A 14,475-nucleotide genomic window follows, 5' to 3' on the forward strand; every position below is an offset into this window, starting at 1 on the left:
CAGTGAACAAGCGTAGTAGCTCTGCAACACGCATGAACGGCCCGGCACGCACTCATGCGGGTCGTGCGTCTCGGCCACCGGGGCGCGAGTTCCAGGCGCTGGCCTGGACCGCACAGCATCCCGGGTTCGTCGCCGTCCCCCTGATCGTTCTGGGCCTGGCGCTGATGCTCGGCCCGATAGTCACCGCGGTCGTGCTCGGTGTTCTGGCGGGCTCCGTGGCGGTCTGGGGCCGTGCCCACCCGGTCACCTTCGACCGGTTCGCCGCACCTGCCCTGCGGGCCACGTGGCGGCGCTGGACGGTCTACCGCGGCCGTCGGTGGGCGCAGTTGATGTCCGACTGCGGCCTGACCAAGGAGCACCGCCACACCGGCGACCTGCTCGTGCCCCGCGTGCTGCGGGTCCGGTCGTCCTCGGCGTCGATCGACACCGTCTACGTGCGGATGGTTCGAGGGCAGGACGTCGCCTACTGGCAGGAACACTCCTCGGTCCTCTGGGAAGCGTTGATCGCGCACCGGGTCGCGATCACCCGCCACCAACCCGGCGTGGTCGCGATCGTCATCGAGTGGGAGTTGCCCTTCACCCGCACCATCCCCGCCCCGGACATCCCCGAGACCACTGAGGATGTCGACCTGGGGGCGGTGGAGATCGGGGACAACGAGCGCGGCGAGCCGTTCACCGCGCCCGTCATCGGCGGACACCGCCTCGTCGCCGGCGCCTCCGGCTCCGGGAAGGGCTCCGTCCTCTGGTCGACCCTGCGCGGGGTCGGGCCGTGCATCCGCGACGGCATCGTCCGGGTGTGGATGGTGGACCTCAAGGGTGGGGTGGAGACCGAGCAGGGGGCGCCCCTGTTCCACCGCTACGCCACCTCGATGCCCGCCGCGCTGGAGCTGCTGACCGAGTTCCGGGATGCGATGCGCGATCGGCAGGACGACATGCGCGACCAGAACATCCGCGCCTGCACGCCCTCGACCGGGACGCCGGTGGAGCTGCTGGTCATCGACGAGATGGCGATGCTGACCGCCTACGGCGACCGCACGTCGGTCCGGGATGCCCTGCGGCTGCTGGCGGAGGTGATGACGCAGGGGCGGGCGTCGCTGTTCGCGGTCCACGGTTACCTGCAGGAGCCGTCCAAGGACGTCGTGGATGTGCGGGAGCTGTTCACCCAGCGGATCTGCCTCGGGGTCACCGCGGCCTCCCACGTCGACATGGTCCTCGGCGAAGGAGCCCGGGAGCGGGGTGCGCTGGCCGATGAGATCCCCGGCGACGCCCGGCACGCGGGGATCGGCTTCGTGATCGACAAGGGCTCACGCCTGCCGGTCCGGTTCCGGGCCGCGTTCGTCTCCGACGACGAGATCACCGAACTGGTGCAGCGCTGTACGCCTCCGCCGGACGCGGACGTGATCGACCTCCACGACGACAGCGACGACAGCGACGACGCCGAGCGGGGGGCCGCCTGATGGGCACCACCACTGCATGGGTGCTGCGCACCTGGGCCAGGTTCACGTTGCTGTTCGCGCTGATCGTCGGCGGCACGTGGCTCTACCTCGGATCGGCCTCGGGGTGGTTCTGGGTCGTGACCGCTGGTGCAGTCGTGGCGGAGTGGTACGTGGTCCGCCAGCTCGCCCGGGAGTGGTCCTGGGAGGCCCGCGCCACCTGGTGGTGGTCGGCATGACCACCGAGACGAGCAAAGTGCAGGGGGCGCTGTTCGGGGACCCGGTCACCGTCGAGACCACCGACCACGGCCCGGCCGCGACGCAGGACCCGCGCGAGGTCGCGCGCGTCGTCGGCCTGGCCCAGGACCCGGGGCTGTTCCTCATCGAGCGCACCGGCCTGGTGCTGCGCGCGGACCCGGCTCGACCTGGCTGCGCTGACGTGCTGGCCCGGCATGACGGGGACACCGTGGCTCAGCTGCTCGACACCGGACACCTGCGCCTCGGCGGTATCCACCACGTCCACCACAACGGCGCTGAGGGCCCGGCCCGTTCGGTGCTCGTGCCCAAGGCGACCCGGGACATGGTGTCCCGTTGGGACCACCTGCGGCCCATCCCGGAGCCGACCCGGGCACCGGAGCCCACGAAGGCCCCGCAGCGGTCCACCGGGGTGATCGGCGTCGACGTGGTCGAGCCCGGTAAGGCGCTGGTCTGCCTCGGCACGACCGGGCAGGGCGGGACAGTGCTGCGCGACGGCGGCCGCTACCGGGTCGAGAACGACCACGGCGCGCTCGTCGGCCACGCATCGTCCTACCGGGCCGCTGCGCGGCTCCTCGCCCGCTACCACGGCTTCACACCGGGGCCGGTCGAGATCGAGCACGAGCACCGCCTCTACCGCCGCTGACCCCGGCCGATCCGGCCCGGCCCCGCCGCGTGAGACCAGATCCCGGCGAGGCCGGCGCCACCCCAACCCACCGCCACGAACCATCCCCGGGAGGGATGCCGTGATAACGGCTGTCACGACCACCCAGCACGACCACGACCTGTCTTACCTGCTGCGCTCCGACGGCTTCCAGACCTGGCGACGGGAGGTCACCGCCATCGGCGGCTGCGCCGCACCGATCCACCTGACCGGCTCCTCGCGGATCTACGACCGTGCCACCGGCACCGTCCTGGCCGAGCGGGAAGGCGAGATCCTGGCCCCGTGCGGGAACAGGCGCGCGAGCGTGTGCCCGGCCTGCTCGGATCGCTACGCCTCGGACGCCTATCACCTGCTGCGTTCAGGGATGGCAGGCGGTAAGGGCGTCCCGGACACCGCCGCAGCACACCCGCGGCTGTTCGTGACGCTGACCGCGCCGTCGTTCGGGCCGGTGCACACCCGCCGGGTCACCGCCCGTGGCCTCGTCGTGTCTTGTCGCTGCGGGGACAAGCACCACCGCGACGACCCAAGAGTGGGTACCGCCCTCAACCCCGACACCCACGACTACATCGGCGCGGTCCTCTGGCAGGCCCACTCCGGCGTCCTGTGGAACCGCTTCGCCATCCGACTCCGCCGCCTCCTCGCCCAGATCCTCGGCGTCCGGGTCCGCGACTTCCGCGACCACGCCCGGCTGTCCTACGCCAAAGTGGCGGAGTACCAGCGCCGTGGACTGGTCCACTTCCACGCCGTCGTACGCCTGGACGGCCCCGACGGGCCCTGGACCGCCCCACCCGCCGGGATCACCACCGACGCGCTCCACGCCGCAATCCGGGACGCAGCACACGACGTGTCGCTGACCGTGGACCGGCCCGACGGCACCCCGCAGACGCTGGCGTGGGGCACGCAGGTCGACATCCGGCCCATCACCTCCACCACCGCGGCCGCGCTCGAGAACGACGACGGCGAGATCACCGACAACGCCCTGGCCGCCTACGTCGCCAAGTACGCCACCAAGGGCACCGGCAAGTCCGAAGCCACCGACCGCCCGATCCGCGACATCGCCCACCTCGCCCACCTCGACCTCACCCCACACCACCGACGGCTCATCGAGACCGCGTGGGAGCTCGGCGGCCAGGAGCAGTACGAGGGGCTGAACCTGCGCCGGTGGGCGCACATGCTCGGCTTCCGCGGGCATTTCCTGACGAAGTCCCGGGCGTACTCGACGACGTTTGGTGCGATCCGCGGGGACCGGCGCACCTACCGGCTCGGGGAGACCCTGGCCGCTCTCGACACCCTGGCTGAGCCCGGATCGGTGCTGGTGGTCAACGACTGGTCGGTCGTGCACATCGGGCACCGGAACGACGCGGAACGAGAGATCGCACTCGGCATCGCCGAACGCCGACGCGAGCAACGCCAGACCCGCAGCACCGACGGCACACACCTCGGGAGGACGTCATGAAGGGGATCGAAAAGCTGTGGGGCGTCAAGGATGTCGCCGAGTACCTCGGCATCCCCGTCCAGACCCTCTACCGCTGGCGCTGCCAGGGCTACGGACCCCGGGGCCGCCGGATGGGCAAGCACGTCCGCTACATCCCCGACGACGTCCGCGAGTGGGTCGCGTCGCTGCGGGACGAGGTGGCGTGATGGCACGCCCTCCCCTGCCGATCGGCACGCACGGCCGCATCCGGATCTACAAGCTGAGCCCGAAGCGGTACCGGGCCCGGACGCAGTTCCGCGACCACGACGGCGTCATTCGGCACGTGGAGCGGGTGGGTTCCAGTTCGGCCGGCGCGGAGCAGACGTTGCTCGCAGCGCTTCGTGACCGGGGTCGTGCGACGCGCGGCGGGGAGATCTCCGCGAACTCGACGGTTCGTGAGCTGGGCGAGCTGTGGCTGTCGGAGATCGAGCGGGCGGTCTCGCTGGGTAAGCGGTCGCCGAACACGCTCGGGCTCTACCGTCTCCAGTTCGAGCGACATGTGCGTGATGGGCTCGGACGGCTACGGGTGCGGGAACTGAGCACCGGCCGTCTCGACCGGTTCGTGATCGAGGTGCACGACCGTCACGGGACCGCGGCGGCCAAGACCGTGCGCACGGTGCTGAGCGGCATGGTCGGGCTCGCGGTGCGCCACGACGCGATGGATCGCAACCCGGTGCGCGACGTCGGACGGATCGAGAGTGACCGGTCGTCCACGCGGGCGCTGACGCTCCCGGAGGCGATTGAGCTGCGGGCCAAGCTGCACGAGGACGAGAAGTGCCGCGGTCTCGACCTGGTCGAGCTGACCGACTTCATGTTGGCGACGGGCCTGCGGATCGGCGAGGCCACCGCGGTCACCTGGGATGCGCTTGATCTGGACGCCGGAACCGTGGAGGTGCGGGGCACCGTCATCCGCATCAAGGGTCAGGGCTTGTCGATCAAGTGGAAGCCGAAGAGCAAGAGTGGGTACCGGACGCTGGAGCTGTCGAGCTGGGCGCTGACGATGCTTCGTGAGCGCCGGTCCGCCGTCCCAGACGCTGACGGGCAGGACCCGGTGTTCTCGGCCGTCATGGGTGGGCTGCGCGATCCGTCGAACACTCAGGCGGACCTGCGGGACATCTTCGCTCGGGCGGGCTTCGGCTGGGTGACCTCGCACGTGTACCGCAAGACGGTCGCGACGCTGATGGACGACGCCGGACTTTCGGCCCGCCAGGCCGCGGACCAGCTCGGCCACTCGAAGATCTCGATGACGCAGGACTTCTACTTCGGCCGCAAGGTGGCCGCGACCGGAGCCAGGGAGGTCCTGGAGGTCTTCGGAACGACATCGACCCCCGGAACCCATTAGTGGGGGTTTCCTGGGGGTCGATCTTGAGTCGCTACCCGGGTCAAGGTACTGACCTCGGGAAATGCTCCTCCGATTGGACTCGAACCAATAACCGCCCGATTAACAGTCGGGTGCTCTGCCATTGAGCTACGGAGGACCGTTCATGCCGTTCCAGGTGGTGTTCCCGGCGACGAGAAGAACTCTACAACACCCCCGACAGCCCTCTCGCAACCCCCCGTTCGGCCGCTGTTCCCGCAGGTCGGAGCCCCATCCGGGTGGCGGTCGGACAACGGCTGCGGGCCGGGTACGGTCGCGGTCGGAGGTGAGGGGAATGGTCAAATTCCTCGTGGGTGTCGCCGTCGGGTACGTCCTCGGCACCAGAGCCGGTCACGAGCGCTACGAACAGCTCGTCCGTGCCTATCACCGGGCGGCGGACCACCCCGCGGTGCAGGGCGCCGCGGGCGTCGCGCGGGCGGGTGTCGAGGGTGCGCTCGACAAGGTGCGCGGCGGCCAGAACACCGGGCACTGAGGGCTCGTCCCGTCCCGTGGCCCGTCGCCGGGCCACGGGACGGGCGGGTCAGCGTGTGCGGGCCACCGCGAAGACGCGGCGGAACGGGAACCAGGTGCCGCCGTCGGCGCTCGGCGGGTAGGCCGCCCGCAGCCGGGGCGCGAGCTCGCGGACGAACGCGTCGTAGGCGTCGTCGTCGAGGGCGTCGCGGACCGGGCGCAGGGCGGTGCCGGAGATCCAGCGCAGGACCGCGTCGTCGCCGTCGAGCCGCTGCAGGTAGGTCGTCTCCCAGGCGTCGACATCGGCGCCCGCGGCGGCCAGGATGTCGGCGTAGCCGAGCGGGTCGAGCACGGTCTCGGTGCCGCGCAGCAGAATCCGGTCCCGCCACTGCGGGAGCGTCGCGACCTCGCGGGTCAGCACGTGGGAGGGGGCGTCGAAGTTGCCGGGGACCTGCACCGCGATCCACGCGCCGGGCGCGAGCGAGGCCACCCAGCGGCGCAGCACGTCGGGGTGCTCCGGCACCCACTGCAGCACCGCGTTGGTCACGAGCACCCCGGTGTCGCGGGGCGGGGTCCAGTCGCGCACGTCGACCTGCGTGGCGTCGACGCCGGCGGCGCGGGCCGCGGCGACCATGTCCGGGGAGGAGTCGAACGCCTCGACCGTCGCCGTCGGCCACCGCCGGGCGAGCAGCCCGGTCAGGTGGCCGGGGCCGCAGCCGGCGTCGACGACCCGGTTCAGCGCGGGATCGGTCTCCCCCACCCGGGCCAGCAGGTCCAGGAACGGGCGCGAGCGGTGGTCGTCGAAGGCGCGGTAGAGCTCCGGGTCCCAGCTGGTCGTGGTCACGGTTCCTCCGGGAGTCGTGCGGCGATGCCCTCCGCCAGCCTCCGGGCGGCGACCGGGTCGGTCCCCGGGTCGGGCCGGACCTGCAGCACCAGCCCGTCGCGGCCGGGGACCCGGCGCTGCAGCACCCAGACCCCTCCCCCGGGCAGCTCACGCCGGTTGCGGGTGCGGATGGACTGGGTGACCCGCTCCTGCACGGCCTGCGGCACCTTCCCCGGTTCGACGAGGCGGAACCGCAGCGGGCGCCCGTCGGCGAGCAGCTCGGTGCCGGGGGCGATCTGCTCGGCCGAGGTCGGCGTCACGACCAGGCTGACCTTGTCCCAGGTGGCCTTCGCGATCTCGTGCCAGCCCAGCCGCTCCCCACCGGGCGGCCAGATCCCCCACGAGGTGACCACGAGCATCCCGTCCGGGGCCTGCGCGGTGGCGACGACGGCCTCGGAGTCGGCGAGGGCGGCGGCGACCGCGTCGGGCACCGGCTCGCGGCCGAGCAGCCGCGCCCAGAGGCCCGTCACGACGCGACCCCGGACGCCTGCTCACGCAGCTGGATCTTGTACTGCTCCAGCGGGACGAGCACGCCGAACAGGTCCATGTACTCGTCATGGTCGGTCTCGGCGTTGGTGCGCTGCAGCTGCGACTTGAGGTCGGCGATCTCGCGCTCGACCAGGCCGAGCCGGACCCCGGCGAGGACGCCGTTGACGTAGCGGACCTCGTCGGTGTTGCGCTTGGGGAGCTCCAGGTCCTCCACGGCCAGTTCGCTGACCAGGCGTTTCACGTCGTCCCCCGCACCCTCGGCGACGACGGCGTCGAGCCAGTCCGAGCCGTCCAGCCCCGCGCACACCCCGCCCGCGGCCATGATCGCCCGGTGCACCGCGGCCAGCTGCGGGTGGGTGAACCCGGCCTCGGGCAGCTCGTCGAACCCGGGCCCGACGACGCCGGGGATCTGCAGGGCCGCCTTGAGCGCCTCGCGCTGCAGGTGCAGCTGGGTGTCGTCACGTCTCGGGGCGGGCAGCGGGGCGCGACGCCGGGAGCGGCCCCCCTCGGGCGGCACCCCGGCGCTCTCGCGCACCCGTCGCACGACGACGGCGATGTCGTCCCAGCCGACCCAGCCGGCCAGCCGGCGCGCGTACTCGTCGCGCAGGTCCTCCCGCTTGATCCGGGCCACCAGGGGGACGGTCCGTTGCAGCGCCGCGACCCGGCCCTCGGCGCTGGCGAGGTCGTGGCTGCGCAGCTCGGTGCGGATGGCGAACTCGAACAGCGGCTCGCGCCGGGCGACGAGGTCCTTCACGGCGGCGTCGCCGTGGTTGTTGCGCAGGTCGCAGGGGTCCTGGCCGTCCGGGGCGACGGCGACGAAGGTCTGCGCGGCGAAGTTCTGGTCGCCCTCGAACGCCTTCATCGCGGCGCTCTGTCCGGCCGCGTCGCCGTCGAAGGTGTAGATGACCTCACCGCGGTCGAAGGAGTCGTCGCCGATCAGCCGGCGGATGACCGACACGTGCTCGGTGCCGAACGCCGTGCCACAGGACGCGACCGCCGTGGTCACCCCGGCCAGGTGCATCGCCATGACGTCGGTGTAGCCCTCGACGACCACCACCTGCCGGGTCTTCGCGATCTCCCGCTTGGCCTGGTCGAGGCCGAACAGCACGTGGGTCTTGCGGTAGACCGGCGTCTCGGAGGTGTTGAGGTACTTGGCCTCGATGCCGTCGTCGTCGAACAGCCGGCGCGCGCCGAACCCGACGACGTCGCCGCCCAGGTCCCGGATCGGCCAGAGCAGACGCCGGTGGAACCGGTCGATCGCGCCCCGGCGGCCCTCCTTGGAGATACCGGCCTTGATCAGCTCGTCGAGCTGGTAGCCCAGCGCCAGCAGGTGCTTGGTGACGGTGTCCCAGCCGGCCGGGGCGTAGCCGCAACCGAACTTCTCGGCCGCGGCGGCGTCGAAGCCGCGGTCGGCGAGGAACTGCATCCCCGCGCGTCCGGCGGGGGTGGCCAGCTGCTCCGCGTAGAACGCCTGGGCCTTCTTGTTGATCTCCAGCAGGCGGCTGCGGGTGCCGCGGTCGCGCTGTACCGAGGAACCGCCGCCCTCGTAGGTCAGCCGGACCCCGCACCGTTCGGCGAGCCGCTCGACGGCCTCGGGGAACCCGATGACCTCCATCTTCATGACGAAGTCGATGACGCTGCCGTGCTCGCCGCAGCCGAAGCAGTGGAACGTGCCGTGCGAGGGGCGGACGGTGAACGACGGCGACTTCTCGTCGTGGAACGGGCAGAGGCCCTTCAGCGAGCCCGCCCCGGCGCGGCGGAGGGCCACGTACTCCTCGACGATCTCCTCGACCCGCGTGCGGTTGCGGACCTCGGTGATGTCGGCGTCCCGGATCCGTCCTGCCACGCCGGCCAGTCTAGGCGCCTCCGGCCCGGCGCCCCGGTCCGCCCGCCGCCGGTGCGACGGTGTGTCCGTCCGGCTGACCGGACGGGGCGGCGACGGCCGCGTCGGCGACCACCCGGCGGCCGCGCAGACCGGGCACCCGGCCCAGCCCGACGAACATGCCGACCAGGGCGATGCCCAGGCCCAGCACCGCCTGCACGGTGAGCGGCTCGCCGAGCACGGGCACGGCGACCAGCGCCGTCGTCGCCGGGACCAGGTTGAGCAGCGACGACACGAACACCGTCGAGCGGCGTCGCAGCAGCACGAACATCAGCACGAAGGCGCCCGCCGAGTTCACGACTCCCAGGAAGGCCACGGCCGCCCAGCCCGACGGCGCGCGGGGCAGCCAGTCCGCACCGAGGAACGGCCAGGCGGCCAGGGTCGCGACCAGCGAGGTCGCCATCTGGACCACGACGCTGGTCACGACGGGCGTGCTGTCGTTGAACCGCTTCTGGTAGAGCGTGCCGGCCGCCAGCGACAGCATGCCCAGCACCGGGAAGACGAGGTTGCCGCCGAGACCGGCGCCGAGGTCGTCGGCCAGCACGACGTAGACGCCGGTGGCGCCGATCAGCAGGCCCAGCACCGGTCCGACGCCCAGACGGGTGGCCAGCAGCAACGGGGTCAGGAGCCCGACCAGCAGCGGCGCCATCCCGAGGATGAGGCTCGAGAGCCCGGCGGGGACGCCCGAGGCGAGCCCGCTGTAGACGAAGGTGAACTGCCCGACCTGCAGCAGCAACGCGGTGACCGCCAGGTGCAGCCAGGCCCGGCCGTGCGGCAGGCCCGGTCGCAGCACCGCGACCGCGGCGAGCATCACGACGAGCGCGATCACGAACCGCCAGAACAGGACCGCGGGCACGTCGGTCGACCCGGTCGCGATCTTGCCCGCGATGAAGCCGGACGCCCACAGCGGGACGAAGAGCACGGCCAGCACCGGGACGAGCCAACGCGAGGAGGTCACGCCCTCACTCCATCGCAGTGCTAACGATCGGGGCAAGCCGGGGTGGCGGGAGCCTCACCCGAGGTCCGGTCAGGCCGCGACGACGGCCGGCGGCTCCAGCTCGGCGAGCGCCGAGGCCAGGTCCGGGTGGTTGCGCATCCCGTGCAGGACCGCCCGGGCGCCCGGCACCATGCGCGGCGCGACGCGTGCGGCGCCGATCAGCCGGACGTCCAGGCCACGGTTCCGCGCCATGTGCCGCAGGTGGTGCAGCGCCCGCGCCCCGCGCGCGGTGACCCCGGTGCCCAGGTCGACGAGGACGTGCCGCGCCGGCACCCAGCCGGCGCCGGCGACGGCGAGGTGCGCGTCGACCTGGCGCAACAGCGACGCGCCCGCCGCCGCATCCAGCTCGCCCTCCACGCGGACGCGGAGGACGTCCTCCCGGGGACGGTCGGTGCGGACCCTGCTCTCGTTCATCACGCTCTCCTCCCGAATCGTCGTCTCACTCATATCTCTAGCGCACAGGTCAGATTTTCGCCATCGGGTGGCTACACTCGGGATCGACGGAGGATCGGCCCGGGCGCCCAGGAGTGCGCCGCGGACCGCGAGGGAGGACCGACCATGGCACTGGACCGACTCGACGACCCCGACTACCCGACCGTCGCGATGGGCCAGGCCGCGCACCTGCTGGAGGTCGAGCCCGCCTTCCTGCGCAGCCTGGACAGCGCGGGCGTGGTGAATCCGCACCGCTCCGCGGGCGGGCACCGCCGCTACTCGCGCAACCAGCTGGAGCAGGCCGCCCGCCTGCGCACCCTGCTGGACGAGGGGCACCCGCTGGGGTCGGCGTCGTGGATCGACCGGCTGCGCGGGGAGCTCGCCGACAGCGAGGACCGCCTCGGCGCCGCGCACCGCGAGATCGAGCGCCTGCGCACGGAGCTCGCGCAGCTGCAGACCGAGCTCGGCGCCGACGCCCGCCCGAACTCCTTGACAACAGAAAATCTCTAGCTATAACTGGAGATATCCGGAGCTCCTCTCCGGAGTACCGACCCGACGAAGGACGACGAGGAGTCAGCCGACCGGTCGCGAACCGGCACGGCTGGAAGGGAGTGGTTCACGATGCTGCTGCGTACCGACCCGTTCCGGGCCCTGGACCGGCTCGCCGCGCAGGCGTTCGAGTCCGGCGGCACCTGGTCGCGCCCGGCGGCGATGCCGATGGACGCCTGGCGTCACGGTGACGAGTTCGTCGTGGAGTTCGACCTGCCCGGCATCGACCCGGACGCCGTCGAACTCTCCGTCGAGCGCAGCACCCTGACGGTCAAGGCGGAACGCCGGCCCACCCACACCGGGACCACCGACCAGGTCGAGTGGGTCGCCTCCGAGCGGGCCTACGGCGTGTTCGCCCGTCAGCTGCTCCTCGGCGACAACCTCGACACGTCCGCCATCCACGCGTCGTACGACGCCGGGGTGCTGCGCATCCGCATCCCCGTCGCCGAGGCGGCCAAGCCGCGGACGATCGCCGTGGAGTCCGGGCACGACTCCGACCGGCCGGCGATCAACGCCTGACCCCGCCGCCGGGCCCGGCCGTGTGCCGGGCCCGGCGGCGGGCCGGCCGGCCGGCGACGCCGTCGCGACGAGCACGCGTAGCCCGGGCGTGCCCCCTCCCACCCCGGCAGTGGTGGACCGCAGGTCGATGAGCGTGATCACGGATCCACCGACGGCCCGACCCTGCGCACGGACCGGCCTCTTCCTGGCAAGTCTCTTCACCCTGAGTGACGAACACGCGGCGTGTTGACGTGGTTCCGGCGTTCGCATTCGCGAACATCTCCGGTGTGCGTGTTCGAGGTGTGCGGGTCGCCGGGTTGCTCGCGACGATGCTGGTGATGGCCGGGTGCGGATCCCCCGGGTCGTTCGTGGACGTGCTGGACGCGGCACTCGACACCGGCGTCGTCGACGTCGGTGTCGCGGCGCCGGCGACACCCGGCACCGTGGAGGGCGCGGCCGCGGGCAGCGCGTCGACGACGCTGAGGACGCTGGCGGTGAAGGGCCGGGCGCCGAAGACCGGCTACAACCGCGAGCAGTTCGGGCGCACCTGGACCGACATCGACCGCGACGGCTGCGACCAGCGCAACCAGGTCCTCGCCCGGGACATGGACCGCGAGACGTTCAAGGCCGGCACGCACAACTGCGTCGTGCTCACCGGGTCGCTGCGTGACCCCTACACCGGAACCACCATCGCGTTCACCCGCGGCCAGGGCACCAGCGAGAAGGTGCAGATCGACCACGTCGTCGCGCTGTCCGACGCCTGGCAGAAGGGCGCCCAGCAGCTCGACGCGGCCACCCGGGAGAAGATCGGGAACGACCCGCTGAACCTGATCGCGGTCGACGGCCCGACCAACGGCCGCAAGAGCGACGGCGACGCCGCGACCTGGCTCCCGCCGGACAGCCGCTACCGCTGCGCCTACGTCGCGCGGCAGGTCGCGGTGAAGAAGAAGTACAAGCTGTGGGTGACCGGCGCCGAGCGCGACGCGATCGACAGGGTCCTCGGGACCTGCCCGACCCGAGCCGTCACCAGCGAGGCCGACGCGGCGAAGCCCGCGATCACCCTGCGCTGACCTCTGCCGGCCCTGCCGTCCGACCGGACGGCGGGGCCGTCGGCGTCCCGGGGCCGGTGTGGTCTCAGGGTCGGCAGAGCGTGCGGTGCCAGGCGTGCGCCTGCGGGTCGGTCAGCGTCGCGACCTGGTCGATCACGACGCGCAGCCGCGCCCGGTCGTCGGGGGCGGCCGTCCAGTCCTCCGCGCGGGCCGGGTCCAGGGCGTCGGGCCCCCGGGCGCACAACGCCGCGACGAGGTCGTACAGCAGGTCGCGCTGGCGGGACTGCATCTCCAGCCGCCGCGGGTCGCTCATCACGTAGCGGGTGGCCAGCGCCTTGAGCACCACGACCTCCGCCGCCGCGACGACCGGGACCACCAGGTCGGCGCGGTGCCGGGCCAGCGGTGCGTCGCCGTAGGTGTCCAGGGTCGCGTCGGTGGCGGCCAGCGCGAACCGGCCCACCAGCTCGGAGGTCATCCGCTTCATCGCGACCAGGTCGTCGCCCGCGGCGGTGGCGGCGTCGAACCCGCGGACCGCGCGGACCACCGGCAGCGAGTCGAGCCGGGCGGCGGCCTCGGCGCAGGCGCCCTCGTCCTCGCCGAAGCGCAGCGACGCCTCCACCGCGAGCGCCGCGCGCTCGGCGGGCGAGGACAGCACGGCCAGGTCCATGCGGCCGGCGTGCACCGCGTCCTCGACGTCGTGCACCGAGTAGGCCACGTCGTCGGCCCAGTCCATGACCTGGGCCTCCATGCTCCGCACCCCCGGCCGGGCCCCGGCGCGCAGCCACTCCAGGGCGGGCAGGTCGTCGGCGTAGGCGCCGAACTTGCGCTCCGCGCCGCGGCGCGCCCACGGGTACTTGGTGGCGGCGTCCAGCGTCGCCCTGGTCAGGTTGAGCCCACCGGGGACGAGGCCGTCACCGGAACGGGCCTTCGGCTCCAGGCGGGTCAGGATGCGCAGGGTCTGGGCGTTGCCCTCGAACCCGCCGCACTCCGCACCCGCGATGTCGAGCGCCCGCTCGCCGTTGTGCCCGAACGGCGGGTGGCCGATGTCGTGGGCGAGCCCGGCGGCGTCGACGACGTCCGGGTCGAGCCCCAGCTCCTCGGCGACGCCGCGGCCGATCTGGGCGACCTCCAGCGAGTGCGTCAGCCGGGTCCGCGGGATGCCGCTGACCTCGGCGCCCTCCCCCGGCCCGACCACCTGGGTCTTGCCCGCGAGCCGGCGCAGCGCCGCGCAGTGCAGCACCCGGGCCCGGTCCCGGGAGTAGGGGCTGCGCCGCTCGACGCGGCCGCGCTCCCCCAGCCCGGACCCCTTCGGGGCCTCGGGGTGGCGGCGCTCGGCGTCGGCGGCGGTGTAACCCGGATCGGCCGGGGCGTGCTGGACGCTCATCCCAGACCGCTGCTCGCGGTGTCGACCGAGGCGTGGGTCAGCTCGTAGAACAACAGGGCACCGGTCTCGCGGTAGATGTAGCGCAGCTGCGTCTCGCGGGTCTGCACGATCGGGCCGCTGCGGGTCGGGGAGGTGTAGGCCTTCAGACCGGCGTCGCGGGCCATGGTGCGGGCCCGCAGGCTGTGCCACGGGTCGGACACCAGCAGCGCCGAGGACCAGCCCTGCTGCCGCGCGGTCGCCGCGACCGCCTGCAGGCTGCCGAGCGTGTCCGCGCCCTCGGGCACGGCCTCGACCGCCGAGGACGGCACGCCCTGCTCGATCAGCCAGTCCCGGCTGGCCTCGGCCTCGGTGTAGCGGTCCCCCGTCCGCCCGCCGCCGACGGTGACGATCCGCGGGGCCACGCCGTCGCGCCACAGCTGTTCGGCGTGCTTGAGGCGGTTGGCCAGCACCGCGCTGGGCTCGCCGTTGTACTGGGCGGCGCCGAGCACGACGACCGCGTCACTGGGGCGCTGGTCGTCCACCCGGGCGACCTGCCAGACCCGCAGCGCGGTCACCCCGACCACCGCGACGAGCATGACCAGCCCGCCGACGAGCAGCCGCGCCCCCCAGGTCATGCCGGTCCGCACCGGGCGGCGCACGGTGCGCCGGTCCGGACCGG

Annotated in this window: 17 protein-coding genes and 1 tRNA gene; 10 read left to right on the plus strand and 8 right to left on the minus strand. The window is 72.8% G+C overall.

Annotation, left to right across the window (positions count from 1 at the left end; all coding sequences use genetic code 11):
* Window positions 1–32 precede the first annotated feature (32 nt).
* The 6 genes from KPF22_RS20760 (at window position 33) to xerC (ending at window position 5,168) form a co-directional block, all read left to right on the plus strand.
* Window positions 33–1,457 (plus strand): FtsK/SpoIIIE domain-containing protein, encoded by a 1,425-nt coding sequence (locus tag KPF22_RS20760; RefSeq protein ID WP_224403060.1) that lies wholly within the window; start codon window positions 33–35, stop codon window positions 1,455–1,457.
* Entirely contained in the window at window positions 1,457–1,672 is a 216-nt protein-coding gene (locus KPF22_RS20765; protein WP_224403061.1) for a hypothetical protein, read from the plus strand. The genes KPF22_RS20760 and KPF22_RS20765 overlap by 1 nt, the downstream gene beginning before the upstream one ends.
* Window positions 1,669–2,334 carry a hypothetical protein gene (locus tag KPF22_RS20770; RefSeq protein WP_224403062.1) on the plus strand — a complete coding sequence of 222 codons (666 nt, stop codon included), beginning with the start codon at window positions 1,669–1,671 and terminating at the stop codon, window positions 2,332–2,334. The genes KPF22_RS20765 and KPF22_RS20770 overlap by 4 nt, the downstream gene beginning before the upstream one ends.
* Window positions 2,335–2,437: 103 nt before the next feature.
* Window positions 2,438–3,808, plus strand: a complete 1,371-nt coding sequence (locus KPF22_RS20775; protein ID WP_224403124.1) for a replication initiator — start codon at window positions 2,438–2,440, stop codon at window positions 3,806–3,808.
* Window positions 3,805–3,993 (plus strand): AlpA family transcriptional regulator, encoded by a 189-nt coding sequence (locus KPF22_RS20780; protein ID WP_224403063.1) that lies wholly within the window; start codon window positions 3,805–3,807, stop codon window positions 3,991–3,993. Before KPF22_RS20775 ends, KPF22_RS20780 begins: the two co-directional genes overlap by 4 nt.
* On the plus strand, window positions 3,993–5,168 hold the full coding sequence (gene xerC, locus KPF22_RS20785; RefSeq protein ID WP_224403064.1) for a tyrosine recombinase XerC: 1,176 nt from the start codon (window positions 3,993–3,995) through the stop codon (window positions 5,166–5,168). Before KPF22_RS20780 ends, xerC begins: the two co-directional genes overlap by 1 nt.
* Window positions 5,169–5,232: 64 nt before the next feature.
* Here the strand turns inward: xerC and KPF22_RS20790 are convergent.
* Window positions 5,233–5,304, minus strand: a tRNA-Asn gene (locus tag KPF22_RS20790).
* Between the two features lie 174 nt (window positions 5,305–5,478).
* Here KPF22_RS20790 and KPF22_RS20795 point away from each other — a divergent pair.
* On the plus strand, window positions 5,479–5,676 hold the full coding sequence (locus KPF22_RS20795; protein WP_073577971.1) for a hypothetical protein: 198 nt from the start codon (window positions 5,479–5,481) through the stop codon (window positions 5,674–5,676).
* 48 nt (window positions 5,677–5,724) lie between these two features.
* On the opposite strand, the gene KPF22_RS20800 is transcribed toward KPF22_RS20795, so the two are convergent.
* The 5 genes from KPF22_RS20800 to KPF22_RS20820 form a co-directional block, all read right to left on the minus strand.
* Complete coding sequence (locus KPF22_RS20800; protein WP_224403065.1) at window positions 5,725–6,498, minus strand: trans-aconitate 2-methyltransferase; 774 nt, start codon at window positions 6,496–6,498, stop codon at window positions 5,725–5,727.
* Window positions 6,495–7,007, minus strand: coding sequence for a hypothetical protein (locus KPF22_RS20805; RefSeq protein ID WP_208824244.1), 513 nt, complete (start codon window positions 7,005–7,007; stop codon window positions 6,495–6,497). The genes KPF22_RS20800 and KPF22_RS20805 overlap by 4 nt, the downstream gene beginning before the upstream one ends.
* Window positions 7,004–8,872: a DNA primase gene (dnaG, locus tag KPF22_RS20810; protein WP_208824242.1), complete on the minus strand. Its 1,869-nt coding sequence runs from the start codon at window positions 8,870–8,872 to the stop codon at window positions 7,004–7,006. The genes KPF22_RS20805 and dnaG overlap by 4 nt, the downstream gene beginning before the upstream one ends.
* Before the next feature lie 10 nt (window positions 8,873–8,882).
* The gene (locus tag KPF22_RS20815) at window positions 8,883–9,866 is read right to left on the minus strand and encodes a DMT family transporter (RefSeq protein WP_224403066.1); all 984 of its coding nucleotides are present in this window, start codon (window positions 9,864–9,866) and stop codon (window positions 8,883–8,885) included.
* A gap of 69 nt (window positions 9,867–9,935) precedes the next feature.
* The gene (locus KPF22_RS20820; RefSeq protein ID WP_208824238.1) at window positions 9,936–10,319 is read right to left on the minus strand and encodes a hypothetical protein; all 384 of its coding nucleotides are present in this window, start codon (window positions 10,317–10,319) and stop codon (window positions 9,936–9,938) included.
* Between the two features lie 144 nt (window positions 10,320–10,463).
* On the opposite strand from KPF22_RS20820, the gene KPF22_RS20825 reads away from it, so the two are divergent.
* From KPF22_RS20825 to KPF22_RS20835, 3 genes are all read left to right on the plus strand, one after another.
* On the plus strand, window positions 10,464–10,847 hold the full coding sequence (locus KPF22_RS20825; protein ID WP_224403067.1) for a helix-turn-helix domain-containing protein: 384 nt from the start codon (window positions 10,464–10,466) through the stop codon (window positions 10,845–10,847).
* A gap of 111 nt (window positions 10,848–10,958) precedes the next feature.
* The gene (locus tag KPF22_RS20830; protein WP_208824234.1) at window positions 10,959–11,405 is read left to right on the plus strand and encodes an Hsp20/alpha crystallin family protein; all 447 of its coding nucleotides are present in this window, start codon (window positions 10,959–10,961) and stop codon (window positions 11,403–11,405) included.
* Window positions 11,406–11,671: 266 nt separating this feature from the next.
* Entirely contained in the window at window positions 11,672–12,454 is a 783-nt protein-coding gene (locus KPF22_RS20835) for an HNH endonuclease family protein (protein WP_224403068.1), read from the plus strand.
* A gap of 64 nt (window positions 12,455–12,518) precedes the next feature.
* Here KPF22_RS20835 and KPF22_RS20840 read toward each other — a convergent pair whose 3' ends face one another.
* Together KPF22_RS20840 and KPF22_RS20845 are read right to left on the minus strand one after the other, a co-directional pair.
* Window positions 12,519–13,817: a deoxyguanosinetriphosphate triphosphohydrolase gene (locus KPF22_RS20840; protein WP_224403069.1), complete on the minus strand. Its 1,299-nt coding sequence runs from the start codon at window positions 13,815–13,817 to the stop codon at window positions 12,519–12,521.
* A complete protein-coding gene (locus KPF22_RS20845) occupies window positions 13,814–14,431 on the minus strand; it encodes a YdcF family protein (protein WP_062404469.1) in 618 nt (205 codons plus the stop codon). The genes KPF22_RS20840 and KPF22_RS20845 overlap by 4 nt, the downstream gene beginning before the upstream one ends.
* Window positions 14,432–14,475: the final 44 nt, after the last annotated feature.

The sequence above is a fragment of the Pseudonocardia sp. ICBG1034 genome, from assembly GCF_020131375.1.
In the GTDB taxonomy this organism is placed as follows: Bacteria; Actinomycetota; Actinomycetes; order Mycobacteriales; family Pseudonocardiaceae; genus Pseudonocardia; species Pseudonocardia alni.

Coding starts and splice junctions, on each gene's coding strand:
- KPF22_RS20760 (WP_224403060.1), top strand. CDS start 33: ATGAACGGCCCGGCACGCACTCATGCGGGTCGTGCGTCTCGGCCACCG.
- KPF22_RS20765 (WP_224403061.1), top strand. CDS start 1,457: ATGGGCACCACCACTGCATGGGTGCTGCGCACCTGGGCCAGGTTCACG.
- KPF22_RS20770 (WP_224403062.1), top strand. CDS start 1,669: ATGACCACCGAGACGAGCAAAGTGCAGGGGGCGCTGTTCGGGGACCCG.
- KPF22_RS20780 (WP_224403063.1), top strand. CDS start 3,805: ATGAAGGGGATCGAAAAGCTGTGGGGCGTCAAGGATGTCGCCGAGTAC.
- xerC (WP_224403064.1), top strand. CDS start 3,993: ATGGCACGCCCTCCCCTGCCGATCGGCACGCACGGCCGCATCCGGATC.
- KPF22_RS20795 (WP_073577971.1), top strand. CDS start 5,479: ATGGTCAAATTCCTCGTGGGTGTCGCCGTCGGGTACGTCCTCGGCACC.
- KPF22_RS20820 (WP_208824238.1), bottom strand. CDS start 10,319: ATGAACGAGAGCAGGGTCCGCACCGACCGTCCCCGGGAGGACGTCCTC.
- KPF22_RS20825 (WP_224403067.1), top strand. CDS start 10,464: ATGGCACTGGACCGACTCGACGACCCCGACTACCCGACCGTCGCGATG.
- KPF22_RS20830 (WP_208824234.1), top strand. CDS start 10,959: ATGCTGCTGCGTACCGACCCGTTCCGGGCCCTGGACCGGCTCGCCGCG.
- KPF22_RS20840 (WP_224403069.1), bottom strand. CDS start 13,817: ATGAGCGTCCAGCACGCCCCGGCCGATCCGGGTTACACCGCCGCCGAC.
- KPF22_RS20845 (WP_062404469.1), bottom strand. CDS start 14,431: ATGACCTGGGGGGCGCGGCTGCTCGTCGGCGGGCTGGTCATGCTCGTC.